This window comes from Sinorhizobium psoraleae (assembly GCF_013283645.1).
In the GTDB taxonomy this organism is placed as follows: Bacteria; Pseudomonadota; Alphaproteobacteria; order Rhizobiales; family Rhizobiaceae; genus Sinorhizobium; species Sinorhizobium psoraleae.
Genome location: NZ_JABEKV010000002.1, coordinates 69,798 through 91,646, shown reverse-complemented (window position 1 = coordinate 91,646; position 21,849 = coordinate 69,798). Strand labels below are relative to the sequence as shown.

Genomic DNA, 21,849 nt, shown 5'->3' with positions numbered 1-21,849 from the left:
TAACTTCCTATCTGGATATAAGGCAATCCGAAGCGTGGGCCTATTTCTATTCGGCAAGCAAAGACCGTCATTCAATGTACGGCGCGACCCCGCAAAAAGCGGGGCGACATAACCAAAGAGGGTAACGACATGATCCACCTTAGAAGTTTCAAGCACTTATCCGGAGCCGTGGCCATCGCCGCCGGCGTCCTCACCTCCTTCGCCGCCCAAGCGGAAACCAGCGTCGTCGTGGGCTACCAGCAGATCGTCGGCCCGTTCATCTCGGCGATTGCCGACGGTCGTTTCGATGCCGCAGCGAAGGAAGCCGGCTATACGATCGATTGGCGCCAGTTCAGCTCCGGCGGTGACATTTCGACGGCGCTCGCCTCCGGAAACGTCCCGATCGGCGTCATCGGCTCGACCGGAACGACAGCCGCAGCGTCCCGCGGCGTCGAGCTCGAACTCTTCTGGATCCTCGACAATATCGGCAAGTCGGAAGCGCTCGTCGCACGAGAAGGATCCGGCATCGAAAAGCCGGAAGACCTCAAGGGAAAGAATGTCGGTGTCCCCTTCGTCTCGACTTCGCACTTCCATCTTCTGGTCGGCCTCGAACAGGTCTGGAAAACCGATCCGAGGGAAGTGAACATCCTCAACATGAAGCCGCCGCAGATCGTCGCTGCCTGGCAGCGCGGTGATATAGATGCCGCCTATGTCTGGCCGCCGGCGCTGTCGGAACTCCTGAAGAGCGGCAAGGTCATCTCCGATTCCGAGGCGATCGGCGCGGCGAGCGTGCCGACCTTCGACGGGCTCGTGGCCGACAAGGAATGGGCCGAGGAAAACCCCAAATTCATGGCCGCCTTCACCAAGGTGCTCGCGGACGCCTATGCCGATTACAAGGCGAATGGCAGCGGCTGGAAGGCCGACTCGCCGCAGGTCCAGGGCATGGTCAAGCTGATCGGCGGCGACGCCGAGGGTATCGTCCAGGCTCTGAACCTCCTGTCCTTCCCGACCGCCGACGAACAGGTCTCCGATAAGTGGCTTGGCGGCGGCGCTGTCCGGGCGCTGGAGGCGAGCGCCGAGTTTCTGGTCGATCAGAAGCAGATCGACACCGCGCTCGACGACTACGCGCCCTTCGTCAACAGCGCGTATGCGAAAGAAGCCTCCAAGTAGCAGACGACGCGCGCTCCCGCCCGCGCGCCGTGCGCGGCCAGGAGCGCCGCTGATACCCTCGACACAGCACTTTCCAGGAAGGCCTGCGACATGGAAACGCTCAACGTCAGCAATGTCAGTCTGACCTATCCCGGTCTCTATTCGGACCAGGCGGTCATCGCGCTCAAGGGCGTGAATCTCGAAATCAAAAGCGGTGATTTCGTCGTCGCCCTCGGTGCATCGGGCTGCGGCAAGACCACGCTCCTCAACCTGATGGCGGGCTTCATGGCGCCGAGCGACGGGGAAATCATGCTGGGAGACCGCCGCATCACCGGCCCCGGCGCCGATCGTGGCGTCGTCTTCCAGAAGCATGCGCTGCTCCCGTGGCTCAACGTCATCGACAATACCGAGTTCGGATTGAAGCTCAGGGGTGTCGACAAGGCGACCCGGAGGGACCTGGCGACGAGAAATCTCGCCCTTGTCGGGCTGCAGGATTTCCACCGGCACATGATTTATCACCTCTCCGGCGGCATGCAGCAGCGTGTCGGCATCGCCCGCGCGCTCACCTGCGATCCGGCGATGCTGCTCATGGACGAGCCGATGGCTGCCCTCGACGCGCTGACGCGCGAGACCATCCAGGAATTGTTGCTGCAAGTGTGGCAACTCACCAACAAGATGTTCTTTTTCATCACCCACAGCGTCGAGGAGGCGCTGTTCCTCGGCTCCAGGCTGATCGTGATGTCGCCCCGTCCGGGCCGCATCACCCATACCTACGAGCTCGATTTTAACAAACGCTTCCTGGAGAACGGCAATGCACGCGCAATCAAATCCAGCCGCGACTTCATCGACATGCGTGAAGAAATACTCGGCATCATCTATGGCGACGAGCTCCAATCCGGCAACCCGGAGCTCCTCCATGCTTGAGGGCGTAGCGAAGAGCAAACCGGTTCGTCCGGGCAGGATCTACGGTGCGCCGGGCGACGGCATGAGCGGCCACATCAGCCTGCTCACGGCCTTTGCGTTCATCGCGCTCTGGCTGCTCGTGACCGAAATGGGCTGGATCAAGCCGCTGTTCCTGCCGTCCCCGCTCGCCGTCTGGGACAAGTTCGTGATTGCGCTTACGGAAGGTGTCTCGAACTCCACTTTGGCGCAGCATACGCTGGCAAGTCTCGGCCGCGTGCTCGGAGCTTTCCTGCTGGCTCTCGTCACGGCCGTTCCCGTCGGCATCCTCATGGGCGTCAACCGGGTGGTGCGCGGTCTCTTCGACCCGATCATCGAATTCTACCGGCCGCTGCCGCCGCTCGCCTATCTGCCGCTGATCATCATCTGGCTCGGCATCGGTGAATTTCCGAAAGTGTTCCTGATCTATCTGGCGATCTTCGCGCCGATGGCGATCGCGGCCAGAGCCGGTGTCCGCTCGGTCTCGACGGAACAGATCCATGCGGCTTACGCGATGGGCGCGACGCGAGCCCAGGTGATCGGACATGTGATCCTGAAGGCTGCACTGCCGGAGATATTCACCGGCATGCGTATCGGGATTGGCGTCGGCTGGACCACGCTCGTCGCCGCCGAAATGGTGGCCGCCCATCGTGGCCTTGGCTTCATGGTGCTGAATGCTGCCGAATATCTCGCCAGCGATACGGTCATCATGGGCATCGTCGTCATCGGCGTCTTCGCCTTCGCCTTCGATCTCATGATCCGCTACCTCGAAAAGGCGCTCATTCCCTGGAAGGGCAAAGCGTGACGGCAGCCGCTCGGACCTAGTCGGCCGCCCCGGACAACCTCTTCTCAAGCATTTCAACGGGCCTACGGCCGCCCGCCCGGCGAAGCTATGCCCTGGCATGAACAAAGGAATTTCGACATGACCGCCGAAGATCTTGCAAAGCTTTTCGACGCCTTCAACAGGCACGACATCGACAACGTCATGGCCTTTTTCGCCGCCGATTGCGTCTTCAACGCCGTTGCCGGCCCGGAGGCCTGCGGCAAGCGCATCGTCGGCGCCGAGGCAATCGCCGAGGCCTTCTCAGGCGTATGGACGGCAATGCGGGATGCCCATTGGGATCATCACAGCCACTTCGTCCACGGTGATCGCGCCGTCTCCGAGTGGACGTTCTCGGGGACCAATGAGGACGGTACGCGCATCGTCGCGGAAGGCTGCGATCTCTTCACGCTTCGTGACGGAAAGATCGTCCGCAAGCAGGCATTCCGAAAGAACCGACCGCTCATCGAACCGCAGCCGAGATACTGAGAGCCTCCAGGGCAGGATCACGACATGGAACACCAACTGGCCACACCGATCGCATCGCGGAAGCCCTTCGATCCGACCTATGATCCGATCCGCGCGCCCAATCCGGGCGACGGCAAGGACTATGCGCCGACCTATTGGATCGGCACTGCCGGCACTCCGCCTGCCGACGACGGACCCGTTACACGCCATATGGACGTCGACGTCGCCATCGTCGGCTCCGGATATACGGGGCTCTCCTGCGCGATCCATCTGGCCCAGGAGCACGGCATCAAGGCCACGGTGCTCGAAGCCAACGGCGTCGCCTGGGGCTGCAGCACCCGCAATGGCGGTCAGGCGCAGATCTCCGCCGGCCGGCTCAAGCGTTCGCAATGGATCGAGCGCTGGGGGGTCGATGTCGCCAAAAGGCTGCATGGCGAAATCAGCGAAGCCTTCGATCTCTTCCGGGACCTGACAAGCTCGCCCGAGATCGACTGCGACCCTCAGGACGGCGGCCACCTCTATATCGCCCATCGCGACAAGGTGATGCCGACGCTCGAAGCCGAGTCGCGGCTTCTCAACGAGGTTTTCGGCTACCGCTCGCGCATCGTCGGCCGCGATGAGGTCCACCGCGACTTCGTACGCGACGAGGAGGCGAGGGGGGCGATGTACGAACCGGACGGCATGGGCATCCACGCCGCCAAGCTCGCCTTCGGCTACCTCAACCTGGCACGCCAGCTCGGTGCGCGGGTCCACACGGCAAGCCCCGTTCTCGCCTGCGACTGGAAGAACGGCGCCTATCATCTGTCTACGCCGGGCGGCACCGTTCGTGCGCGCGCCGTCTGCATTGCGACGGCGGGCTATACCTCGCCGGACCTGCATAGGCTGACGCGGCACCGGCTGATGCCGATCCTCTCGAACTCGATCGTCACGCGCCCGCTGACCGAGGAAGAACGCGCCGAACTGAACTTCAAGACGCGGATCCCGCTCACCGATACGCGCACGCTGCGCCACTACTACCGGATGATGCCGGACGGCCGCGTGCAGATCGGCAGCCGCAGCGCCATCACCGGCCGCGACGCGGTCAACCCCAAACATCTCGATCGGCTGCTCGAAGGGCTCTACCGAAAGTTCCCGATCCTGAAGGGGATCACGATCGACTACTCCTGGTGGGGCTGGGTCGATGTCAGCCACGACATGATGCCGCGAATCTTCCGGCCCGATCCGAAGCAGCCGCTGTTCTACGCCATGGGCTATGGCGGCAACGGCGTCATGTATTCCGCCCAGGCCGGCCGCCGAATGGCCCAGATGGTGGCGGGCAAGGGCGGCGCCCTCGATCTGCCGATCTTCACGTCGCCGCTGCCGAGCCATGGCCTGCTCACGCCGTTCAGACGCCTCGGCCAGTGGGGCATGTATCGCTGGTACTACCTCAAGGATGAAATTCTTTAGCCGCCCGGTCGGCCTTACCCTCAACGTGAAAGGAACGTGACATGAAAATGACGACCGAAGAGGCGTTTGTAAAAGTCCTGCAGATGCACGGCATCGAGCATGCGTTCGGGATCATCGGCTCGGCGATGATGCCCGTATCGGACCTGTTTCCGAAGGCAGGCATCCGGTTCTGGGACTGTGCCCACGAGACCAATGCCGGCATGATGGCCGACGGCTTCAGCCGTGCGACCGGCACGATGTCGATGGCGATCGGCCAGAACGGCCCCGGTGTGACCGGTTTCATCACGGCCATGAAGACGGCCTACTGGAACCATACGCCGCTGCTCATGGTCACGCCGCAGGCCGCCAACAAGACCATCGGCCAGGGCGGCTTCCAGGAAGTCGACCAGATGGCGATGTTCGAAGAGATGGTCTGCTATCAGGAGGAAGTGCGCGATCCGAGCCGCATTCCCGAAGTCCTTAACCGGGTCATCGAGAAGGCGTGGCGCGGTTGCGCACCGGCGCAGATCAACATCCCGCGGGACTTCTGGACTCACGTGATCGACCTGGACCTGCCGCGCATCGTCCGCTTCGAGCGGCCGGCCGGCGGACCTGCGGCCATCGCCCAAGCCGCGCGGCTGCTTTCGGAAGCGAAGTTCCCGGTCATTCTCAACGGCGCCGGTGTCGTCATCGGCAACGCCATCCAGGAATCCATGGCACTTGCGGAAAAGCTGGATGCGCCGGTGTGCTGCGGTTATCAACACAACGACGCCTTTCCCGGCAGTCACCGGCTGTCGGTCGGGCCCTTGGGCTACAACGGCTCGAAGGCGGCGATGGAATTGATCAGCCAGGCAGATGTCGTGCTGGCATTGGGTACGCGGCTCAATCCATTCTCGACGCTGCCCGGCTACGGCATCGATTACTGGCCGCGGGACGCCAAGATCATCCAGGTCGACATCAATGCCGACCGGATTGGCCTCACCAAGAAGGTGACAGTCGGCATCTGCGGTGACGCGAAACAGGTGGCACAGCAGATTCGTCAGCAGCTTGCGCCCGCCGCCGGCGACGCAAGCCGCGAGGAGCGCAAGGCGTTGGTCCACCAGACGCGCTCGGCCTGGCTTCAGCAGCTCTCGTCGATGGACCATGAGGATGACGATCCGGGCACGGAGTGGAACGTCGGCGCACGCCAGCGCGAGCCCGATCGCATGTCGCCTCGCCAGGTCTGGCGGGCGATCCAGGCCGTGCTTCCGAAGGAGGCGATCATCTCCACCGACATCGGCAACAACTGCGCGATCGGCAACGCCTATCCGAGCTTCGAACAGGGCAGGAAATATCTGGCACCGGGCATGTTCGGCCCGTGCGGCTACGGTTTCCCGTCGATCGTCGGCGCCAAGATCGGCTGCCCGGACGTGCCGGTGGTCGGCTTTGCCGGCGACGGCGCCTTCGGCATCTCGATGAACGAGATGACGTCGATCGGCCGCGAAGGCTGGCCGGCGATCACCATGGTGATCTTCCGCAACTATCAGTGGGGAGCGGAGAAGCGGAATACGACGCTCTGGTACGACAATAACTTCGTCGGCACCGAGCTCAATCCGAACCTGAGCTACGCCAAGGTTGCAGATGGCTGCGGCCTCAAGGGCGTGACGGTCGACACGCCGGCCGCACTCATCGAGGCGCTTGCAAAGGCGATCGAGGACCAGGCCAAGGGGATCACCACCTTTGTCGAGGTCGTCCTCAACCAGGAACTGGGCGAGCCTTTCCGCCGCGACGCGATGAAGAAGCCGGTGGCGGTAGCCGGCATCGATCGCGCCGACATGCGGCCCCAGCGACGCATGTAGCAAGCTCTCTCGACTCGCCCGGCGGCGGTTGCCGCCGGGTCCATTCAACAGGAAGAAATGATGGACGCGATCTCCAAGACCGAGCGGCGGAGCCAATCCCTGACTGTCCTCTTGTCAACCTATGGACCGGGCCTTTTGGTGACGGCCGCCGTCGCCATGGCTGCCCAGTTCCTGTCGGAGCATTACGGGGCGCCGGCGATGCTGATGGCGCTGCTGCTGGGGATCGCCTTCCACTTCCTGGCGGAAGAAGGACGTTGCGTCGCGGGCATCGAGCTTTCGGCAAAGCTGGTCTTGAGGATCGGTGTTGCGCTGCTCGGCATGCGCATCAGCGTCGATCTTCTGATCGGCCTCGGCGGCGGCACCATTCTGCTGCTCGTCTCGGCGATCGTGGCAACCATCCTGTTCGGCCTCGTGGCTGCCCGCCTGCTTGGCCGGGGGTGGCGTCTCGCTCTTCTCACCAGCGGCGCGGTCGCCATTTGCGGCGCCTCGGCCGCAATGGCCATCGCCGCCGTGCTGCCCCGCAACGAATTTTCCGAGCGCAATCTGATCTTCACGGTGCTGTCGGTGACCGTGCTCAGCACGCTTGCGATGATCGGCTATCCGATCGTCGCCGAGTATCTCGGGCTTGACAACCAGGCCACCGGCATCTTTTTCGGTGGCACGATCCATGATGTCGCCCAGGTGGTGGGGGCCGGCTTTTCGGTCTCTCCGGAAGCGGGCGAGACCGCGACGCTCGTCAAGCTCATCCGCGTGACGATGCTGGCGCCGATTGTGCTGATCTTTTCCCTCGTCCTGCGCAGCGTTCCGCAGGAGGGCGCGTCGATCGGAAAGCGCGCGCCGCTCGTGCCGGGCTTCGTCCTGGCGTTCCTCGTTCTCGCGGGCTTCAATTCCGCCGGGCTGGTGCCGGTGCTCGCAAGCGAGGTCGGGATGGCGATATCGAGATGGGCGCTGCTGGCGGGCATCGTCGCCGTCGGCATGAAGACGTCGCTGCGCCGCGTCCTCGAAGTCGGCGGAGATGCCGTTGCGCTCGTCGTGGCCGAAACCCTGTTCATCGCCGTCTTCATTCTCACTGGCATGTATTATCTGGGGCACAGCTGATGAAACCTCTGGATCGGATCATCGACGCAGCCAAGAGCGCGCCACGTCACATAGTTCTCGCCGAGGGAGAGGATCCGCGCATCGTTGCTGGCGCCGTCCGGGCGAGACGGGAAGGTCTGGCGGAGATTACGCTGGTCGGAAACCGTGAGGTGGTCACGCAGAGGCTCGCAGCCGTGGACGCGATCCCGCAAGAATTCCGGATCGAGGACCCGGCGTGCTCTCCGCTTACCGATGATTTCGCGACCGCCTATCTCGAGCACAGAAGGAGCAAAGGCGTCGATGAGGCCGCGGCTCGGGAGGCCGTCCTTTCACCGCTGACCTTCGCCGCGATGATGGTGCGCGAAGGAATGGCCGATGGGACTGTCGGGGGCGCGGTCGCAACGACCGCAGACACCGTTCGTGCCGCATTGCAGGTGATTGGCAGGGCGCCCGGCGTCGGGCTCGTCTCCAGTTTCTTCCTCATGATGCTCTGCGAGCCCCATCACGCGAGGAAGGGCGCCTTCGTCTTTGCCGATTGCGGACTGGTCGTGGACCCGGACGCGGCCGGTCTCGCCGACATCGCGCGCATGTCGGCCAAGTCCTATGAAATGCTTGCCGGAGAGCGGGCAAAAGTCGCGATGCTCTCTTTCTCGACAGGCGGCAGTGCCGCTCACGAGCGCGTTTCGAAGGTCGTCGAGGCGACCGGCATGGCGCGGCGCGCCGAGCCCGATCTTATCATCGACGGCGAATTGCAGTTCGACAGCGCCTTCGTCGAGGCCGTCTGTCTGACCAAGGCGCCGCATTCGGCGCTACGCGGGGAAGCCAATGTCTTCGTGTTTCCGAACCTGGACGCCGCCAATATCGGCTACAAGATCGCCCAGCGGATCGGTGGCGCAACCGCGATCGGGCCGATTCTACAAGGCCTCGCCCAGCCGGCCAATGACCTCTCGCGGGGCTGCAATGCGGACGACGTTTTTCACATGATTGCCGTTACAGTCGTCCAGTCCTCCTAAATTATCGAAATCGCCCGGACAAAATGCCTTGCCGTAATGGTTTCGATTGCGTCAGCGGCGGAGCAACTCTGCTGCTCCAAAGTGCTCGTCATGGACGCGTTACATGAAGCCCGCCTAAACATGACCGTCGGGCGGCATTGACCAAACTAAACTCTGTTTCGCGTTGGGAAGAGAGCCTGTTTTTTCGTATGTTGCGTAAAGCTGATCGAACTCTTCCAAGAACATGTCGACCCATCCGACAAGTCGCATTGCCCACGCTTCATAATCGTCCAGCGAGTCTAAAACAGTGGGTCTCTGACTCACTTCTGACAGGATTATCTCGCTCAGCGTGATCATCTTGCCGCTGAATAGGTGCATTGCCTCCTGGGAAAGTAACGCGGTTTATTTCCTCTTCGAATCCATTCGCAAGGCTGATGACAATTGCATGCGTTGATTGAAACGCGTCAGGAAGTTCATTTGTGCGCCATCCTTTGCTGATTCTGAGGAGATCGTTGCGCCATTCTCTCATCGTGTCGACCCTGGAATCTCGTGCTCGCTGCATGTGAAGTACGTCGGGCCGCAGAGCTAACTTGATCTGCTCTTCGTGCCTCTTGTCGCTTCGCATGTCGGATACGCGCATTTGTCGAACCGTGACGAAGGGGTTAGTTCGCAATGGAAGGGCTCGGCTGGCGCTTGTGATGCCACGCCACCGACAGAAGTTCCTGTCGGTGAAGAGCCAGGAGCTTGACAATCTTTTTGAGGCATATGCCGTCGCGGCAATAAAGCTTGAGGATGTCAGAAAAAACCACCCGCCTGAGACGACCGTTGTGATCGAGTTGGCGAGCGTCTGCCTAGATATGCAGGCCCAGGCGCTAGCTCTGCTGGAACGCTGGAACGATGATGATGCGCCAATTTTAGGGAAAGCGGGTTCACGGTGCAGCCGCCTCCAATTCCGCCCCCATTCCCAGACCCGCAGCACGGCGATACTCCCGTTCGCCTGCTCGCAACAGCCGTACACACGAGTGGGCATACGCTTCCTTTTTTCTGGAGCACAGCAGCAGGCGGAACCGGGAGACTGGCTAGCGCACGCAATCCGAGCCGCGTCAGAAATAGTCGAAGGACTTTCAGTCAGATGCTAGGACAAGATTTAGAATGTCCCCGTGCATGCAGTCAGCCCGGAGATCACGCCGTAAGCGGAACGCTGAGAAAAGCGCGACCATGTCGTCGCGACCAAGCATGGATACCAAATGGTACAAGGAAGGGTTAACGTGCTTTGTTCTGGATAGGCGTCTACGCCGCCCGTGATGTATGGTGGAGCGCTGGCAAAGGTGAGGATGTGAACCCAGGCGACATCGAAGTTAGATATGGTCCAACTCCCGGAGAGGCTTGGATTGGTTTCGGGCGGGCCTTTGCGGGGGCGCTTATTTTCGGCGTGCCGGTACTGATGACGATGGAGGCTTGGGATCTCGGTTCTGACGTTCACCCGCTGCGCTTGGCGCTACTGCTGGCACTTACGGTGCCCGCACTCGTGCTGTTGAACAAATATGGGGGCTTTCGCAAGTCGATAGCATTTCGCGACCGCGTCGCGGACGCATTCGTGGCTCTCTTGATCGCCGCGCTCGCCGCCAGCGCGATCCTCTTGATTTTCGGTGTGATCGAAGCGCGAATGCCGATTTCGGTGGTGATCGGTACGATTACTCTGCAGATGATTCCCAGTAGCCTGGGTGCGTCACTGGCACGCGCACAACTCGGCCACAATCCGTTGGAGGAAGGTGATGTCCCGGAGCCCGGCTATGTGGGCGAACTGTTTCTCATGGTCATCGGCGCTCTTTTTCTCTCGCTGAACATAGCGCCAACCGAAGAGGTGGTGCTTATCGCTTATAAGATTTCCCCTTGGCAGGAGATCGGCTTGATTGTCGTTTCACTCGCGCTCATGCACGCGTTTGTCTACGAGTTCGAATTTCGTGGTTCCCATAGCCCGGAGCCTGGTGCGAGTTTCCTTGGCATCTTCTTCCGATATTCCATCGCAGGGTATGTGCTCGTAATGCTTGTCAACCTCTATATCCTTTGGACATTCGGACGAACGGATGGCGCAGGATTGTCAGAAACGTTGAGTGCAGTGATTGTCCTGTCGTTCCCAGGGGCACTAGGCGCCGCGGTCGCGAGGTTGATTCTGTGACAGAAGATCAAGTCGATCGGCGCGCCGAGGCCGAAGCCGAAAATGAAGGGGACAGGGAGGGGCGGAAGCCGGGGACCTCGATCGTAGAGTGGGTGATTGCCGTCACGAGCTGCATATTGCTGTTCTTGGTGCTTATTACTCTGGTTGTGGAAGGTCTCAGCGAGCCCGCACGGGTCGCTGAGCTCATCGTACGGCCAGTTGGAACCGCTACAACGGACAGTGGTTTTGTCGTTGAATTTGCAGCCACGAACCGATCCGCAAAGTCGGTCTCTGCAGTCGAGATTACCGGAGAGCTTCGCAATGGTGGCCAGGTTGTCGAGGCGAGGCATGCGAGACTTGATTACATGCCGAAGGAGTCGGAACAGAGAGGAGCTGTGATTTTCCAGAATGATCCTCGCTCCCACGAGCTTCACTTCTTCGCAGTTGCGTATTCGGAGCCTTAGGCCGAGAGCATCCCCCAGGATGCAATCACGGGAATGAAGGACCGTGATGGCGTTGCGCCCTGTCACATGGATGAGGAGGACGCTAGCGGACCCTCTTGGAAACGGTCCGACAAACTCCCACGCAATTGCCTAAGAACGTTCACTATCAGACCAGCGGTTATCGTCTCCGCGGTTTCGACAAACCAGTCCACCAACATCTGTACGAGCACCCGAGCGAACTCACCATTGGTTGCGCCGTTCGTGGATCCGTCGATCACGACACCCAAGAACTCATTCTGGCGCATGCCGAGTCCAGCATGATCGCGATTGTCGAAAGTCCGCGTGCCTTGTTGAGTTAGCCGGAGAGCTTCAATTTCCATGTACGAGACCATCCGCACAATGGCTTATTGCGACGAAGCGATCCCGCACGATATCGACGCGACCGGCGGGACCACGGATGTTGCCTTCAAGGAAGTCATCGAAGTCACGGTGCTCCAACAGCGCGCGAAATTGGCCCGATATGAACTTCCGAACGTCGTCCTCTGTTGAGGTGATTTCGTCGAAGAGGCTTTCTCTTCCGTCGACGATAAGAAGGATGTCTTCCGCATCGCGGCTCATGAAAAGATCATTGTTTCCGCGCCCGGCAAAAGCTTCGAGCTTCGTCGCAAGAAACAGCGCCGGCGTCAGCACCTGAATGGACAGGTCTTCTGAAAGCTGATGTTGTGTCGCCGTTTCGATGCCCTTCGCATACCAGCGATTGCCGAAGCCGAGGATGTTTTCGTCGTCGGCCATGAAATCGACCTTGAGAGCACCAAGACGCATTCGGCATATCACCTCCTCGTCAGCCGCCTCCATAAAACCGCGCTGTCGAAGCTCTTCCTGGAGATGCACCCATTCCGCTTGGCCTGTCAGATCTACGATGAGATCAATGTCGTCGGTGGCGCGAACATCCTCGAGCGTTACGGGATCGGTGATGAACAGCGCAGTAGTACAGCCGCCGACAAAGACCAGACGTCCCCGCAGGTCTTCGCCAAGTGCGGCTGCAACGGCTTTGAGCATCTCTAGCAATTGAGCGCGGATCGCTGTCATTTACTCATGATCTTCGACTTCAAGTGATCGGTTGCGAGACCGACTTCCCGCTGATTCCCGAGCCTAATCGCATCTACCAGTGCCAAGTATTCATAAAGTCGCTCGTCTTTCAAAGCGGCCTCCGGGACGCTTTTGAAAAGGGGATCGACCGCTTGACCCATCTCTCGTCCAGCGGAGTGGGGCCAGACGTAGTTATAGGTCCCGCCGCTGACGAGAAGCTCTTGAAGCATCGGCGCAGCAAACGCCGTGGGGACGCCGCGTTGTATCGGCCCCACCTGTGCGGGAAACACGAACCTAAGGCCATGGGTGATGAACTCGAAAAGGTTTCGCCGATGTGGCCGTGGTTCATTGGTGCGACTATCTTTCCGCGCGATCCCGGAAGCGATGCTTCTCTTGATCGACTGCGCGATTTCGGATTTGCTAATCCCGAGCAGGGCTTCAAGATTTCGCACTGAATAAGGGTCGCCCCCGAGGGATTCAGATCGCAGTTGATCTGTACCCTTTGTGAGTTCCTGATCCTGCAGGCTGAGTAGCTTCAGCAGGACGATTATGTCTTGGCTCTTCATGGCGAGTGTCCTCTGTCCTAGGACTGAGGACACTAAGCACGAACTTTCCTGCTTTGTCAAAGCCAGAGTGGCCGAGAGATTTTAAGCATTGACAAGCAGGTGGCGTCACCGAGTTGTCTAATCTCCGATGGAGCGCATCGCTGCGTTCACGTCGAGGCGCGCCCTGTTCCCGGTGATCTCAAAAAGTGGGGCGCCGGGCGGCACGAACTCGCCCAGTGCTGGCCGCAGCGCGAGAAACAGCCGCCGGCCTTGGCAACTCGGACTAGCTTATCGTGGTCTATTCGGATGATCACCCCCGATGTGGGAGCGGAGATCGTCGACCCGTCGGAGTTTGTAGCGCCAACGTCCGCATAGATCTGGTCCAGCAGCTTGCGCGTATCGTTGCCCACAGGCTCAATCAGTGCCGACACTCTGAGTGCGCGCCCGATATTTTAACATACCAGACCAGACCCCTTATGCTTACCACTACAAGTACGAAAGCGACCAGAACCGCGACGCCGGAACCACGCCTTCAGCATCCGTTTGCACCTCACGGAGTGCCAGCATGGCGTGGGCGAATGTACCCACAAAAATGCCAATCGCGAGCTGACTCGGCTTGTCGTGAAGGATTTGCTGGACGATCCGAGGAGAGAATTGGCCCATGGCGAGCTGCACGACAACCATTGTGATTGTCAGCACAAGCGCCGCGAGGCTACCATTGACGCCGCTATTGGTCCGAAGATTTCGATAGCCGCATCCGGCCCACCACTGAGCCATTGCGGCACGAGGTTATAGTCGGATGCCTGGTCGATCGCGATCGTGCCAAACGACAGGGCAACGCTAGCCAGCAGACAAGTGAGCGGGATGAACCATAGGCCCCTGTATTCCATACCGTGCCGCAGGGTATTGTAGAACAAGACGGCGATTTTGCGGGCCGTGGCAGTGACCGCCTTGGCCTTGCCGACGCGTGCCGACAGACGCCGATAGAATGCCCCCAAGTGCAGACGTTTTCGCCCGTCAGGACTCTGATTTTACCACGCCGGTTTCCGTCACGAACTTGCGTGTACGTCGTTTCGGCGTCCTCCAAGCGTGAATTGGCATACTCTCGACGAGTTGCAGGGCTAGAGATTCGTTGTTGGCCATCACTCAAGAGTATGAAGCGTGAAGATCACGCCATGCCATGGTTCCCGCACCTATCGTCTCCTTTCCGCTGACGAAGCAGTCCCGTTGGTACTCAGATAGAGACGCCGGCCTCGCGGAGTCCGTCCACCAGCCGATCGAGCAGATCGGGATCCCGGTAGGGTAAGGCGCGCTTGAGGTGGTCGACGGAAAAGTTCGGGTTGACCTCCAGTGTCTCCCGCCAATAGCGTCGCGCGTCTTCGTAGCGCCCGGTTCGACCATAGAGACAGGCGAGATAAAAGCGCGTCATATCAGATCGCGGCGCAAGGGTTAGCCGACGCTTGAAGGCGATCTCGGCCTCGTCAAAGCGCCCGAGGCTCAATCGCGCCCGCCCTAGGAAATGCAGCGACAGGTCGAATTGCGGGTCGAGCCGACAGGCCCGTGTATGGAGCGCGACGGCGTCTTCGTACCGACCCTGGAATTCCCTTATGTTGCCAAGCCCGGTATAGGCGTCGGCGAGATTGGGGTCGAGCGCGACGGCCCGCTCGGCCGCGGCTTCCGCCTCGTCCAGGCGCCGCATCCAGGCAAGCACGAGCGCCAGGGAGATGTGGGCCTGCGGCTCGGTTTCGTCCGCGTCGATCGCCTGCTGCGCCAGTTGCAGCGCCCGCTCCAGATTTTCCGCCGTCGCGCCGTTCCACCGATTGGCGTATTCGGCAAAGGCGATGATCGACAGCCGGGCATAGGCGGCAGCCAGCCCCGGATCGATCTCGATGACGCGCTCCAGCATGGTGCGTGCTTCCCTTGACGATACGGCGGTAAGTTGCAGCATCGTCTGGCGCGAGCGGACGAGCAGGTCGTAGGCCTCCGGATCGATTTTGCTGCGGTTCTCGCGTCGCTCCTCTTCGCCGGCCGTCAGCTTCACCTTAAGCGCGCTGACGATGGTGCGGGTGACCTCGTCCTGAACCGCGAATATATCCTCGATACCGCGATCGTAGCGCTCGGCCCAGAGATGGCCGCCGGTCGTGCCGTCGATCATCTGGGCGTTGATGCGGATGCGGTCGGCGGCCCGGCGCACGCTGCCTTCCAGTATGTAGCGGACGCCGAGTTCCCGGCTCACTTTGCGGATGTCCGGCGCCTTGCCCTTGTAGGCGAAGGAGGAATTGCGGGCGATGACGAAGAGGCCGGAGACCTTGGAAAGATCGGTGATGATGTCTTCGGTGATACCGTCGGCGAAATAGCCCTGCTCCGGGTCGCCGGACATGTTGTCGAACGGCAGGACGGCTATCGAAGGCTTCGCCGGAAGTAGCGGCTCGGCTTCCACTCCTGTGCCGACGGCATCGCCGGCGCCGTTCGGCGACCAGCTCCAGACATGCACCGGGCGCTTAATGTTCTTGACCTCGTGATAGCCGCTGTCGACGAAATCGATTCCGACACGGCTATGCACGTGTTCATGGACACCGTCCGAAATCGCCACGCCACCGGGATTGGCGAGCGTTTCGAGACGGGCAGCCACGTTGACTCCATCGCCGTAGAGGTCGCTGCCCTCGACCATGATGTCGCCCAGGTTAACACCGACGCGGAGAACGATAGCCCGGTCTTTCGGCATGGCTGTGTTCGCGGCCGCCATGGCCTGCTGAAGGGCTGCGGCGCACTCGACGGCGTTGACGGCGCTGCCGAATTCGACAAACACGCCGTCGCCGGTCCGCTTGAAGACGCGACCCTGATGGATTGCGACGAGCGGCTCCAGCACCTCTTTCCACCGCGCCATCAGCAGAGTGTGGGTGTTTTTTTCGTCTCGCTCCATGAGCCGGCTGTAACCGACCACGTCAGCGGCCAAAATGGCGGCAAGCCGGCGTCTGATGGATTCGTTGGCCATAGGCAATGGCGCCTTCCTAGCACCCATTGGTGAAATTACTGGTCTCTTGCTTCCAACATCACAGTGATCTCTCTCGCGGCCTTCATTCGTCGCAAAATGATGAAAAACACGGGCGTCAGGAACAAGCCAAACAGCGTAACCCCGAGCATACCCGCAAACACGGTCACGCCGGTAGCAAAACGCACCTCCGCGCCAGCACCATGACCTATCAATAACGGAATGGAGCCTGCGATGAACGCGACCGACGTCATGATGATGGGGCGCAGGCGCAGTCGGCAGGCCTCCAGAGCCGCCTCAACCGCCGACTTGCCCTGGTGTTCAAGCTCCCGAGCAAATTCGACGATGAGGATCGCGTTTTTGCAGGCAAGACCCATGAGCACCACCAGGCCGACCTGAACGAAGACGTTATTGTCACCACCCGTCAGCCATACTCCAAACAGGGCAGAAAACATGCATACAGGGACGATCAGAATGACGGAAAGAGGCAACGTCCAGCTCTCGTACAGAGAGGCAAGGACCATGAAAACAAGCAAAGCCGCGATGGGGAAAACGACCGCTGCCGAGTTGCTCTGGTTGACCTGCTGATAGCTGAGGTCCGTCCATTCCATTTCAATCCCGGTAGGCAGGTTTTCCTTCGCGAGCTCGGTTATCTTTGTGATGACCTCAGAAGACGACAATATCCGCGGATCCGAGTCGCCGATCAGGTCGGCAGCCGGATAGCCGTTGTATCTGACCACCGGATCGGGACCGAAGGTGGGAACAACGCTGATCATCGAGGCGATTGGCACCATATCCCCTTTGCCGTTGCGGATTTTCAGATTGCCGATGCTTTCGGCGTGTTGTCTGAACGGCGTATCGGCCTGCGCCACAACGCGATAGACGCGACCGAAGCGGGTGAAGTCGTTAATGTAGGACGACCCCAGATAGGTCTGCAGCGTTTCGAAGAGATCCGTGAGGACAGCGGCTGAGGCACAGTGCTGCGCGGTCAGAAGTCTACTCGTCATCTTAAACCGGACAGTTCAATCTGGGGCCCGCGGACGGCGGCCCGGTGGCTGACTTCGAGCCCACAATATACGAGTATCGCCGTGCAGGTGCTCAAGCTAGGATACCCGCAGTGTACAGCCTGTCGGATTCTCCAAACGGACGCACATATGCTCGCGTCTCACGGCGATCCGAGTTCCACGTCTCCGTCCAAATTGAACATCGCCCGGACGCTGAAGATGTGGGCGGTTTCGTCGGCGTCACGCGCAAGCGTGTAGGCAGCGGCGAATTCCCAACCTTCGAGTGATGTTTCTCCCTGTGGCTCATAGATGGCTTCGAAGTCGGCGAGATGCTCGCGTGTGTCCGGTTCCCCGGCGACAAGGTTGAGTTGCTGCGTATAGCTCGCAACATAAGTCATCGGCGCAAGGTCAAGCGCAGCGGAGCCGGCGAAAAGCAGTGCATCGTCGGAGCCGCCGTCGAAATGCCGAAGGTAGGCGGTTTCGCCGAGCAATCTGATGGTCATCTCGTCCAGTTCCAGGCTGGTTGTCGCGGCAGCCAGATAGGCCAGTTCGTCGCCAGTACTGTCCTCCGGCTCTTCGCCGTTCTGCACGCCGGCGGCTTGATATCGGATGCCGAGCCTGTAGCCGACATCACCCTCCAGATAGCAATCGCTCGGCGCCGCGCCCCGGCAGCCGTCAAGCGTGATCGAGAAAGAGGACAGGCCATCCGTATTGCCGGCGCCGCCGTCGGATAGTCTCGTGCGGCCGCGTTGGGTAAACAGGGAATTGCTCAGAACCGAACGGTCGGTCCCAAACGCAGTCGCCGCCAGGGCCTGCTCCATGCCAAGGCCGCCGAAGTCAAACACGACCTCGGCGCCAAGGCGCTCATCCGCGTCGATATCCGAGACCAGTTCCGTCGCGTTTATCCCGGGCGCGATCTCGCTGGCAAGGCTGAAGATCGTATCGAACTTTCCTGCCCTGATGGTGGCAGGGCCCGTTTCGATTGTGGCGTAAAGTTCCGCCAAGTAAGTCCCGATGCCTTGAAAGACCGCATTCTCGCCAGCATCCGGCTCGACGACGTGCTCGGTGATGATGGAGGCGACGAAGCGGAGATTGTCGGTCGGTGCGAGGAACAGGTCGACCGTGATTGTCGGTTCCAGTTCATCGGACGTCAGGAAGGAGGGGTCAGCGGCAAACACCCAGTCGTTCTGGAGTTCAGCCGAGACCTCATAGCCCGCACAGGGCGCCGTACAGCCTTCGACATGGAACGGCAGCCGGTCTTCGGCCACCGCTCCAATCGGAAAGCTCAGCAACGCGGCACCGGTGCAGGCAACGGCGAGACGACGCATGCAGATCCCGTCAGCCCTTCGCACGGATCGCATGCCACGACGCTGGCCGAAATCGGTGGGCGAGGGCGAGGCTGCGGCCAGCGGACTTGCTATTGCCTCCTACCGAAGAAATGGAAATCCGCATGGCCATCATCCTGTTTGCCTGGCAGAGACCATAGCCGATGATTTGATTGGCACCAATGCCGTGCGGGTCAGCATATCTCACATCCGTAAGACGGCTCGTCCAGCGCGTTGAACGGCCACGTCTTTTCCGCGTCACGCCTGCCGGATTCCCCTGAGGCGATAGCCACCGCATGCTGCTCGGGCGGTCGAGCGGCAGACTGGGGCCAGGCCGCGAGCGACCACCTCGGAGGACTTGCCATGGCTATCTTGCCTAATTTTGCAGCGGCGACCTTCACCCCCGGAGCGCCGATCAACAACCCTTACTTCCCGCTCATTACCGGTCACGTGCTCAGCTACATGGGCGAGGAGACTGATGTGGACACCGGCGAGACCACGACGGAGCGCAACGACCTCTTCACCACGTCTGCGACATTCGAGGTGCGCGGAGTCGCCACCACCGTGATCCGCGACACGGTCTACGAGGACGATGTGATCATCGAGGACACCTTCGACTGGTACGCACAGGACACCGAAGGCAATGTCTGGTATTTCGGCGAAATCGTCATCAACTACGAATATGACGATGCGGGCAACTTCATCGGCGTCAATCACGACGGCGAATGGTCGGCCGACGATTCGGGCAACCAGCCGGGTTGGGCGATGAAGGCGAGCCCGGAGTTCGGCCCTGCCTACTATCTGGAATATGCGCCCGGGATTGCCGAGGACGAAAGCATTATCGCGGAAACCGGGCTCCATCTCGAAACGTCCTTCGGGGAGTTCGACGATGTGATCAAGATCATCGACAGTTCGGCACTCTCCACCGGTATCGAGTACAAATACTATGCACCCGGCGTGGGCCTGATCACCGAAGCCGCCGTGGCGCCGAACGGCATGACGACGTCGACCGTCGATCTCTACCGCCATGGAATTGTCGGCCAGATGGATTCCGATGACAGCGACGACGTCACGCCGGCCCTGGCGAAGCTCAAGGAATCCAAAACGATCGAGGATCTCGCCGAGATACGTGACCTCGACAGGGCGGACTTCGCCGGGACCGGTACGACGAAGCACGTCACGGTGCTCGGTGGCTCTACAGACAGCGCGGATGCGCTGGGCGCCTATTTCATCGATGAGGCGACAGGAGCCATTAGCGAGGGGCGCATACTCGTCGCGGACCTCGCAGATGCGGCAAGCGGGACATCCGTCGCCGTTGACGTTCCGGACGGCCAGACCCTGTGTCTCTTCTTGGTGCGCGGCGCCGACGAGATCGGTGTTGACTTGGACCAGTTCACCGACGGTGGCCTGCAACTCAAGAACCTTCTTACCGGCGCGCCGGCCAACGTGAACGATCTCTTCGCCCCGACAGTCATGGACGATGCCGGCAACATCGTGCCGATACAGCCCCTGAGCGCGCTCGGTGCCGATGACGGTACCAATCTGTTGAACCCGGCCGGCAGCATGCAGGCGATCGGGCCTTCTTCGAGCGCAGCAGGGGCGGGCGGGATAGAGATCATCGGCTTCGAAGACCGGTTGAACACCAGCCCCGAGTATGACGGCGACTTCAATGATGCGATTGTGGCTGTCAGCGACGCACCGATCGCAGCCGAAACGCTCAACCAGCTCGTCCGCGAGGCCGGAGGCGCGAAGTCCGGCGGCACAAACGGTGACCAGCCGGTCAGCGACACCGAAGACCGCCTGCCGGCCGGGGACCAGATCCCAGATGCGGGCGACGAAGAGGCCGAGGGACCAGCCGACGAAAGTCTCGACGGCCACGTGGTCAGCGACACCTTCCAGTTTGCGGATGCGGCGCTTCGTGTCGAGCGCTTCGCCGATTTCGACATCCGCAGGGACGATTTCCGCGTGGACCGGGATTGGGTCGATTTCTGCGATCTCGACCGCGTCTACGACGACCATCTTGATGGTGCCGATGGATACTTCGACGGAGTACCTGATGGGGTACTGAAGGCGGGAGCCTCGCTCAGCGCCGATGGCTTCTTCTTCGTCTAGGCCACAAATTGGCGCCCATCTGTTGCGATGCCGGACGGGCGGGCGCAAAATGGCGGCGGAACGGCGAGTTGCGGGGCGCCGCCGCCAGCGGCGAGACAGGGGATGGATTGGACCAAGGGACGCGGCCGGCAGATCTTGATCACGGGTGCGGTAGGGACTTTCGCACTGTTGCTGGGCCTCGAAGTGGTGAAAGAGGAGGAGGAATTAACCGTCGCAGAACTGCTGACGGAAGCGGTAAGCATCGCGCTTCTCGTCGGCTGCTCGGCTTGCGTGGCGCTGCTTTCCTCGCGCCTTCGCGAGCAGGAGGCGGGCAACCTCGATCTGCGCGACAAGGTCGCGCGCATACGCGAGAGCAATGCCCAGTGGCGCGCCGACCTTGCCGATCATTTTCAGGAGCTCGGCGCCGCCATTCAGCGGCAATTTGCGGCCTGGGGCTGCACCCAGGCGGAACAGGAGATCGGATTGCTCCTGCTCAAGGGCTTCAGCCACAAGGAGATTGCGCGGATTCGGGGAGCGAGCGAAGCGACAATTCGCCAGCAGGCGACTTCGGTTTACCACAAGGCCGAGCTCTCCGGCCGTGCGGCACTCTCTGCCTATTTCCTGGAGGAATTACTCATGCCACCGGCGCCGCATTCCTCGCCACGAGGTGACGATCTCGCTCATCCCGAAAACGCTGAGGCGTCCGGCCGTATGCCGGCTGACCGCAATCGATAGGCCGCACAAAATCTCACCGCCACTGGCACACGAACGGAACCAGCCGATAGTGCACCTGCTCCGCCTAGGCAGTTGTCGCTTGGCTCTTAATTGTAAGACTGCGGCTGTTTCGGCGAAGTAAGCACTTAAACAGGGTCTTCCTCATATGTGGAATGGCCCGTTTAGCAAGGTATTGATCACGCAAATCCCAGTCGGACGGTGCAGTCACATCTCCGGCCTATTTGGCGCGGTCTATGAACGCTGGCCACGATGATCCGCGATGCCGCTCGCCTTATCTGTTTGCCGCGCTCGAGGGCGCATTGAGGAAGACGGCATGATCGGCATCGAGATTTCGCCTGTTGGGATCATCACGCATCTGGCACATTGCCACTTGATCCGACGACGGAGCGCCGGAACCTTTTCGACTGAGGCCGAGCAGCTCTGCTGCGGGATAACGGTTAGGCGTCGATCATTGATATTCTGAATGCCTTCGATGCAATCTAATTCCTTCCGCGACATGGTGATAAACAGGAGATCACGACTCCGAACGCTCATGGTCTCCACCAGGCTGAAGGTCGTCATCCTTGCTTCCGTTGACCTTGACCAGCGCGTCGAGAGGCAGGACTGTCGCATCTCTAACTGGCTCTAAATAGCCCTGTGAGTTCATGCCGAACTGCGACTTACGCGTGTAATGCTAGCCGACACGCCGGATTTGCGCGAGCAGTTTCTTGCGGAAGACTTCCGCCGGCGTTCGGTAGCCCAGGCACTTCCGCGGCGTCGAGTTGAGCCGGTCGCAGATGT

At 60.7% G+C, this 21,849-nt stretch carries 19 protein-coding genes and 2 pseudogenes; 12 read left to right on the top strand and 9 right to left on the bottom strand.

The annotated features are described in order from the left end of the window. The first annotated feature begins 129 nt into the window (after positions 1-129). From tauA to ILFOPFJJ_RS35970, 10 genes are all read left to right on the top strand, one after another. Complete coding sequence (gene tauA, locus ILFOPFJJ_RS09225; RefSeq protein ID WP_173510272.1) at positions 130-1,149, top strand: taurine ABC transporter substrate-binding protein; 1,020 nt, start codon at positions 130-132, stop codon at positions 1,147-1,149. 90 nt (positions 1,150-1,239) lie between these two features. Next, complete coding sequence (locus ILFOPFJJ_RS09220; protein WP_173510271.1) at positions 1,240-2,052, top strand: taurine ABC transporter ATP-binding protein; 813 nt, start codon at positions 1,240-1,242, stop codon at positions 2,050-2,052. Beyond that, positions 2,045-2,872 (top strand): ABC transporter permease subunit, encoded by an 828-nt coding sequence (locus tag ILFOPFJJ_RS09215; RefSeq protein WP_173510270.1) that lies wholly within the window; start codon positions 2,045-2,047, stop codon positions 2,870-2,872. The genes ILFOPFJJ_RS09220 and ILFOPFJJ_RS09215 overlap by 8 nt, the downstream gene beginning before the upstream one ends. Before the next feature lie 117 nt (positions 2,873-2,989). After that, positions 2,990-3,376 (top strand): nuclear transport factor 2 family protein, encoded by a 387-nt coding sequence (locus tag ILFOPFJJ_RS09210; RefSeq protein ID WP_173510269.1) that lies wholly within the window; start codon positions 2,990-2,992, stop codon positions 3,374-3,376. Between the two features lie 24 nt (positions 3,377-3,400). Further along, positions 3,401-4,801 (top strand): NAD(P)/FAD-dependent oxidoreductase, encoded by a 1,401-nt coding sequence (locus tag ILFOPFJJ_RS09205; RefSeq protein WP_173510268.1) that lies wholly within the window; start codon positions 3,401-3,403, stop codon positions 4,799-4,801. 41 nt (positions 4,802-4,842) lie between these two features. Then, positions 4,843-6,618 carry a sulfoacetaldehyde acetyltransferase gene (gene xsc / locus ILFOPFJJ_RS09200; protein ID WP_173510267.1) on the top strand — a complete coding sequence of 592 codons (1,776 nt, stop codon included), beginning with the start codon at positions 4,843-4,845 and terminating at the stop codon, positions 6,616-6,618. A gap of 60 nt (positions 6,619-6,678) precedes the next feature. Continuing rightward, complete coding sequence (locus ILFOPFJJ_RS09195; protein ID WP_173510266.1) at positions 6,679-7,716, top strand: YeiH family protein; 1,038 nt, start codon at positions 6,679-6,681, stop codon at positions 7,714-7,716. Next, entirely contained in the window at positions 7,716-8,708 is a 993-nt protein-coding gene (gene pta, locus ILFOPFJJ_RS09190) for a phosphate acetyltransferase (RefSeq protein WP_173510265.1), read from the top strand. Before ILFOPFJJ_RS09195 ends, pta begins: the two co-directional genes overlap by 1 nt. 1,369 nt (positions 8,709-10,077) lie before the next feature. Then, a complete protein-coding gene (locus ILFOPFJJ_RS09185; RefSeq protein WP_376741419.1) occupies positions 10,078-10,866 on the top strand; it encodes a TIGR02587 family membrane protein in 789 nt (262 codons plus the stop codon). Then, on the top strand, positions 10,863-11,309 hold the full coding sequence (locus tag ILFOPFJJ_RS35970) for a TIGR02588 family protein (protein ID WP_173510264.1): 447 nt from the start codon (positions 10,863-10,865) through the stop codon (positions 11,307-11,309). The genes ILFOPFJJ_RS09185 and ILFOPFJJ_RS35970 overlap by 4 nt, the downstream gene beginning before the upstream one ends. Before the next feature lie 348 nt (positions 11,310-11,657). Here the strand turns inward: ILFOPFJJ_RS35970 and ILFOPFJJ_RS09175 are convergent, their stop codons facing one another. From ILFOPFJJ_RS09175 to ILFOPFJJ_RS09145, 7 genes and pseudogenes are all read right to left on the bottom strand, one after another. Continuing rightward, positions 11,658-12,377, bottom strand: coding sequence for a hypothetical protein (locus ILFOPFJJ_RS09175; RefSeq protein WP_173510263.1), 720 nt, complete (start codon positions 12,375-12,377; stop codon positions 11,658-11,660). Further along, the gene (locus tag ILFOPFJJ_RS09170) at positions 12,374-12,943 is read right to left on the bottom strand and encodes a hypothetical protein (protein ID WP_173510262.1); all 570 of its coding nucleotides are present in this window, start codon (positions 12,941-12,943) and stop codon (positions 12,374-12,376) included. The genes ILFOPFJJ_RS09175 and ILFOPFJJ_RS09170 overlap by 4 nt, the downstream gene beginning before the upstream one ends. Before the next feature lie 465 nt (positions 12,944-13,408). Then, positions 13,409-13,606, bottom strand: a complete 198-nt coding sequence (locus tag ILFOPFJJ_RS36455) for a DUF2254 family protein (RefSeq protein ID WP_376741398.1) — start codon at positions 13,604-13,606, stop codon at positions 13,409-13,411. Between the two features lie 8 nt (positions 13,607-13,614). Then, positions 13,615-13,920, bottom strand: a complete 306-nt coding sequence (locus ILFOPFJJ_RS09160) for a DUF2254 family protein (RefSeq protein WP_173510208.1) — start codon at positions 13,918-13,920, stop codon at positions 13,615-13,617. A 236-nt stretch (positions 13,921-14,156) separates the two neighbouring features. Beyond that, positions 14,157-15,917, bottom strand: coding sequence for an adenylate/guanylate cyclase domain-containing protein (locus ILFOPFJJ_RS09155; RefSeq protein WP_173510260.1), 1,761 nt, complete (start codon positions 15,915-15,917; stop codon positions 14,157-14,159). A 35-nt stretch (positions 15,918-15,952) separates the two neighbouring features. Continuing rightward, positions 15,953-16,888, bottom strand: a pseudogene (locus ILFOPFJJ_RS09150) (efflux RND transporter permease subunit); the annotation flags it as partial. A gap of 191 nt (positions 16,889-17,079) precedes the next feature. Further along, entirely contained in the window at positions 17,080-18,246 is a 1,167-nt protein-coding gene (locus ILFOPFJJ_RS09145) for a hypothetical protein (protein ID WP_246299573.1), read from the bottom strand. A 360-nt stretch (positions 18,247-18,606) separates the two neighbouring features. Between ILFOPFJJ_RS09145 and ILFOPFJJ_RS09140 the strand changes: the two genes are divergently transcribed. Both ILFOPFJJ_RS09140 and ILFOPFJJ_RS09135 read left to right on the top strand, forming a co-directional pair. After that, positions 18,607-20,355 carry a hypothetical protein gene (locus ILFOPFJJ_RS09140; protein ID WP_173510257.1) on the top strand — a complete coding sequence of 583 codons (1,749 nt, stop codon included), beginning with the start codon at positions 18,607-18,609 and terminating at the stop codon, positions 20,353-20,355. A 102-nt stretch (positions 20,356-20,457) separates the two neighbouring features. After that, positions 20,458-21,069 (top strand): helix-turn-helix transcriptional regulator, encoded by a 612-nt coding sequence (locus ILFOPFJJ_RS09135; RefSeq protein ID WP_173510256.1) that lies wholly within the window; start codon positions 20,458-20,460, stop codon positions 21,067-21,069. A gap of 231 nt (positions 21,070-21,300) precedes the next feature. Here ILFOPFJJ_RS09135 and ILFOPFJJ_RS09130 read toward each other — a convergent pair whose 3' ends face one another. Beyond that, a complete protein-coding gene (locus ILFOPFJJ_RS09130) occupies positions 21,301-21,630 on the bottom strand; it encodes a hypothetical protein (protein ID WP_173510255.1) in 330 nt (109 codons plus the stop codon). 112 nt (positions 21,631-21,742) lie between these two features. After that, a pseudogene (locus ILFOPFJJ_RS09125) lies at positions 21,743-21,849 on the bottom strand (IS30 family transposase); the annotation flags it as partial.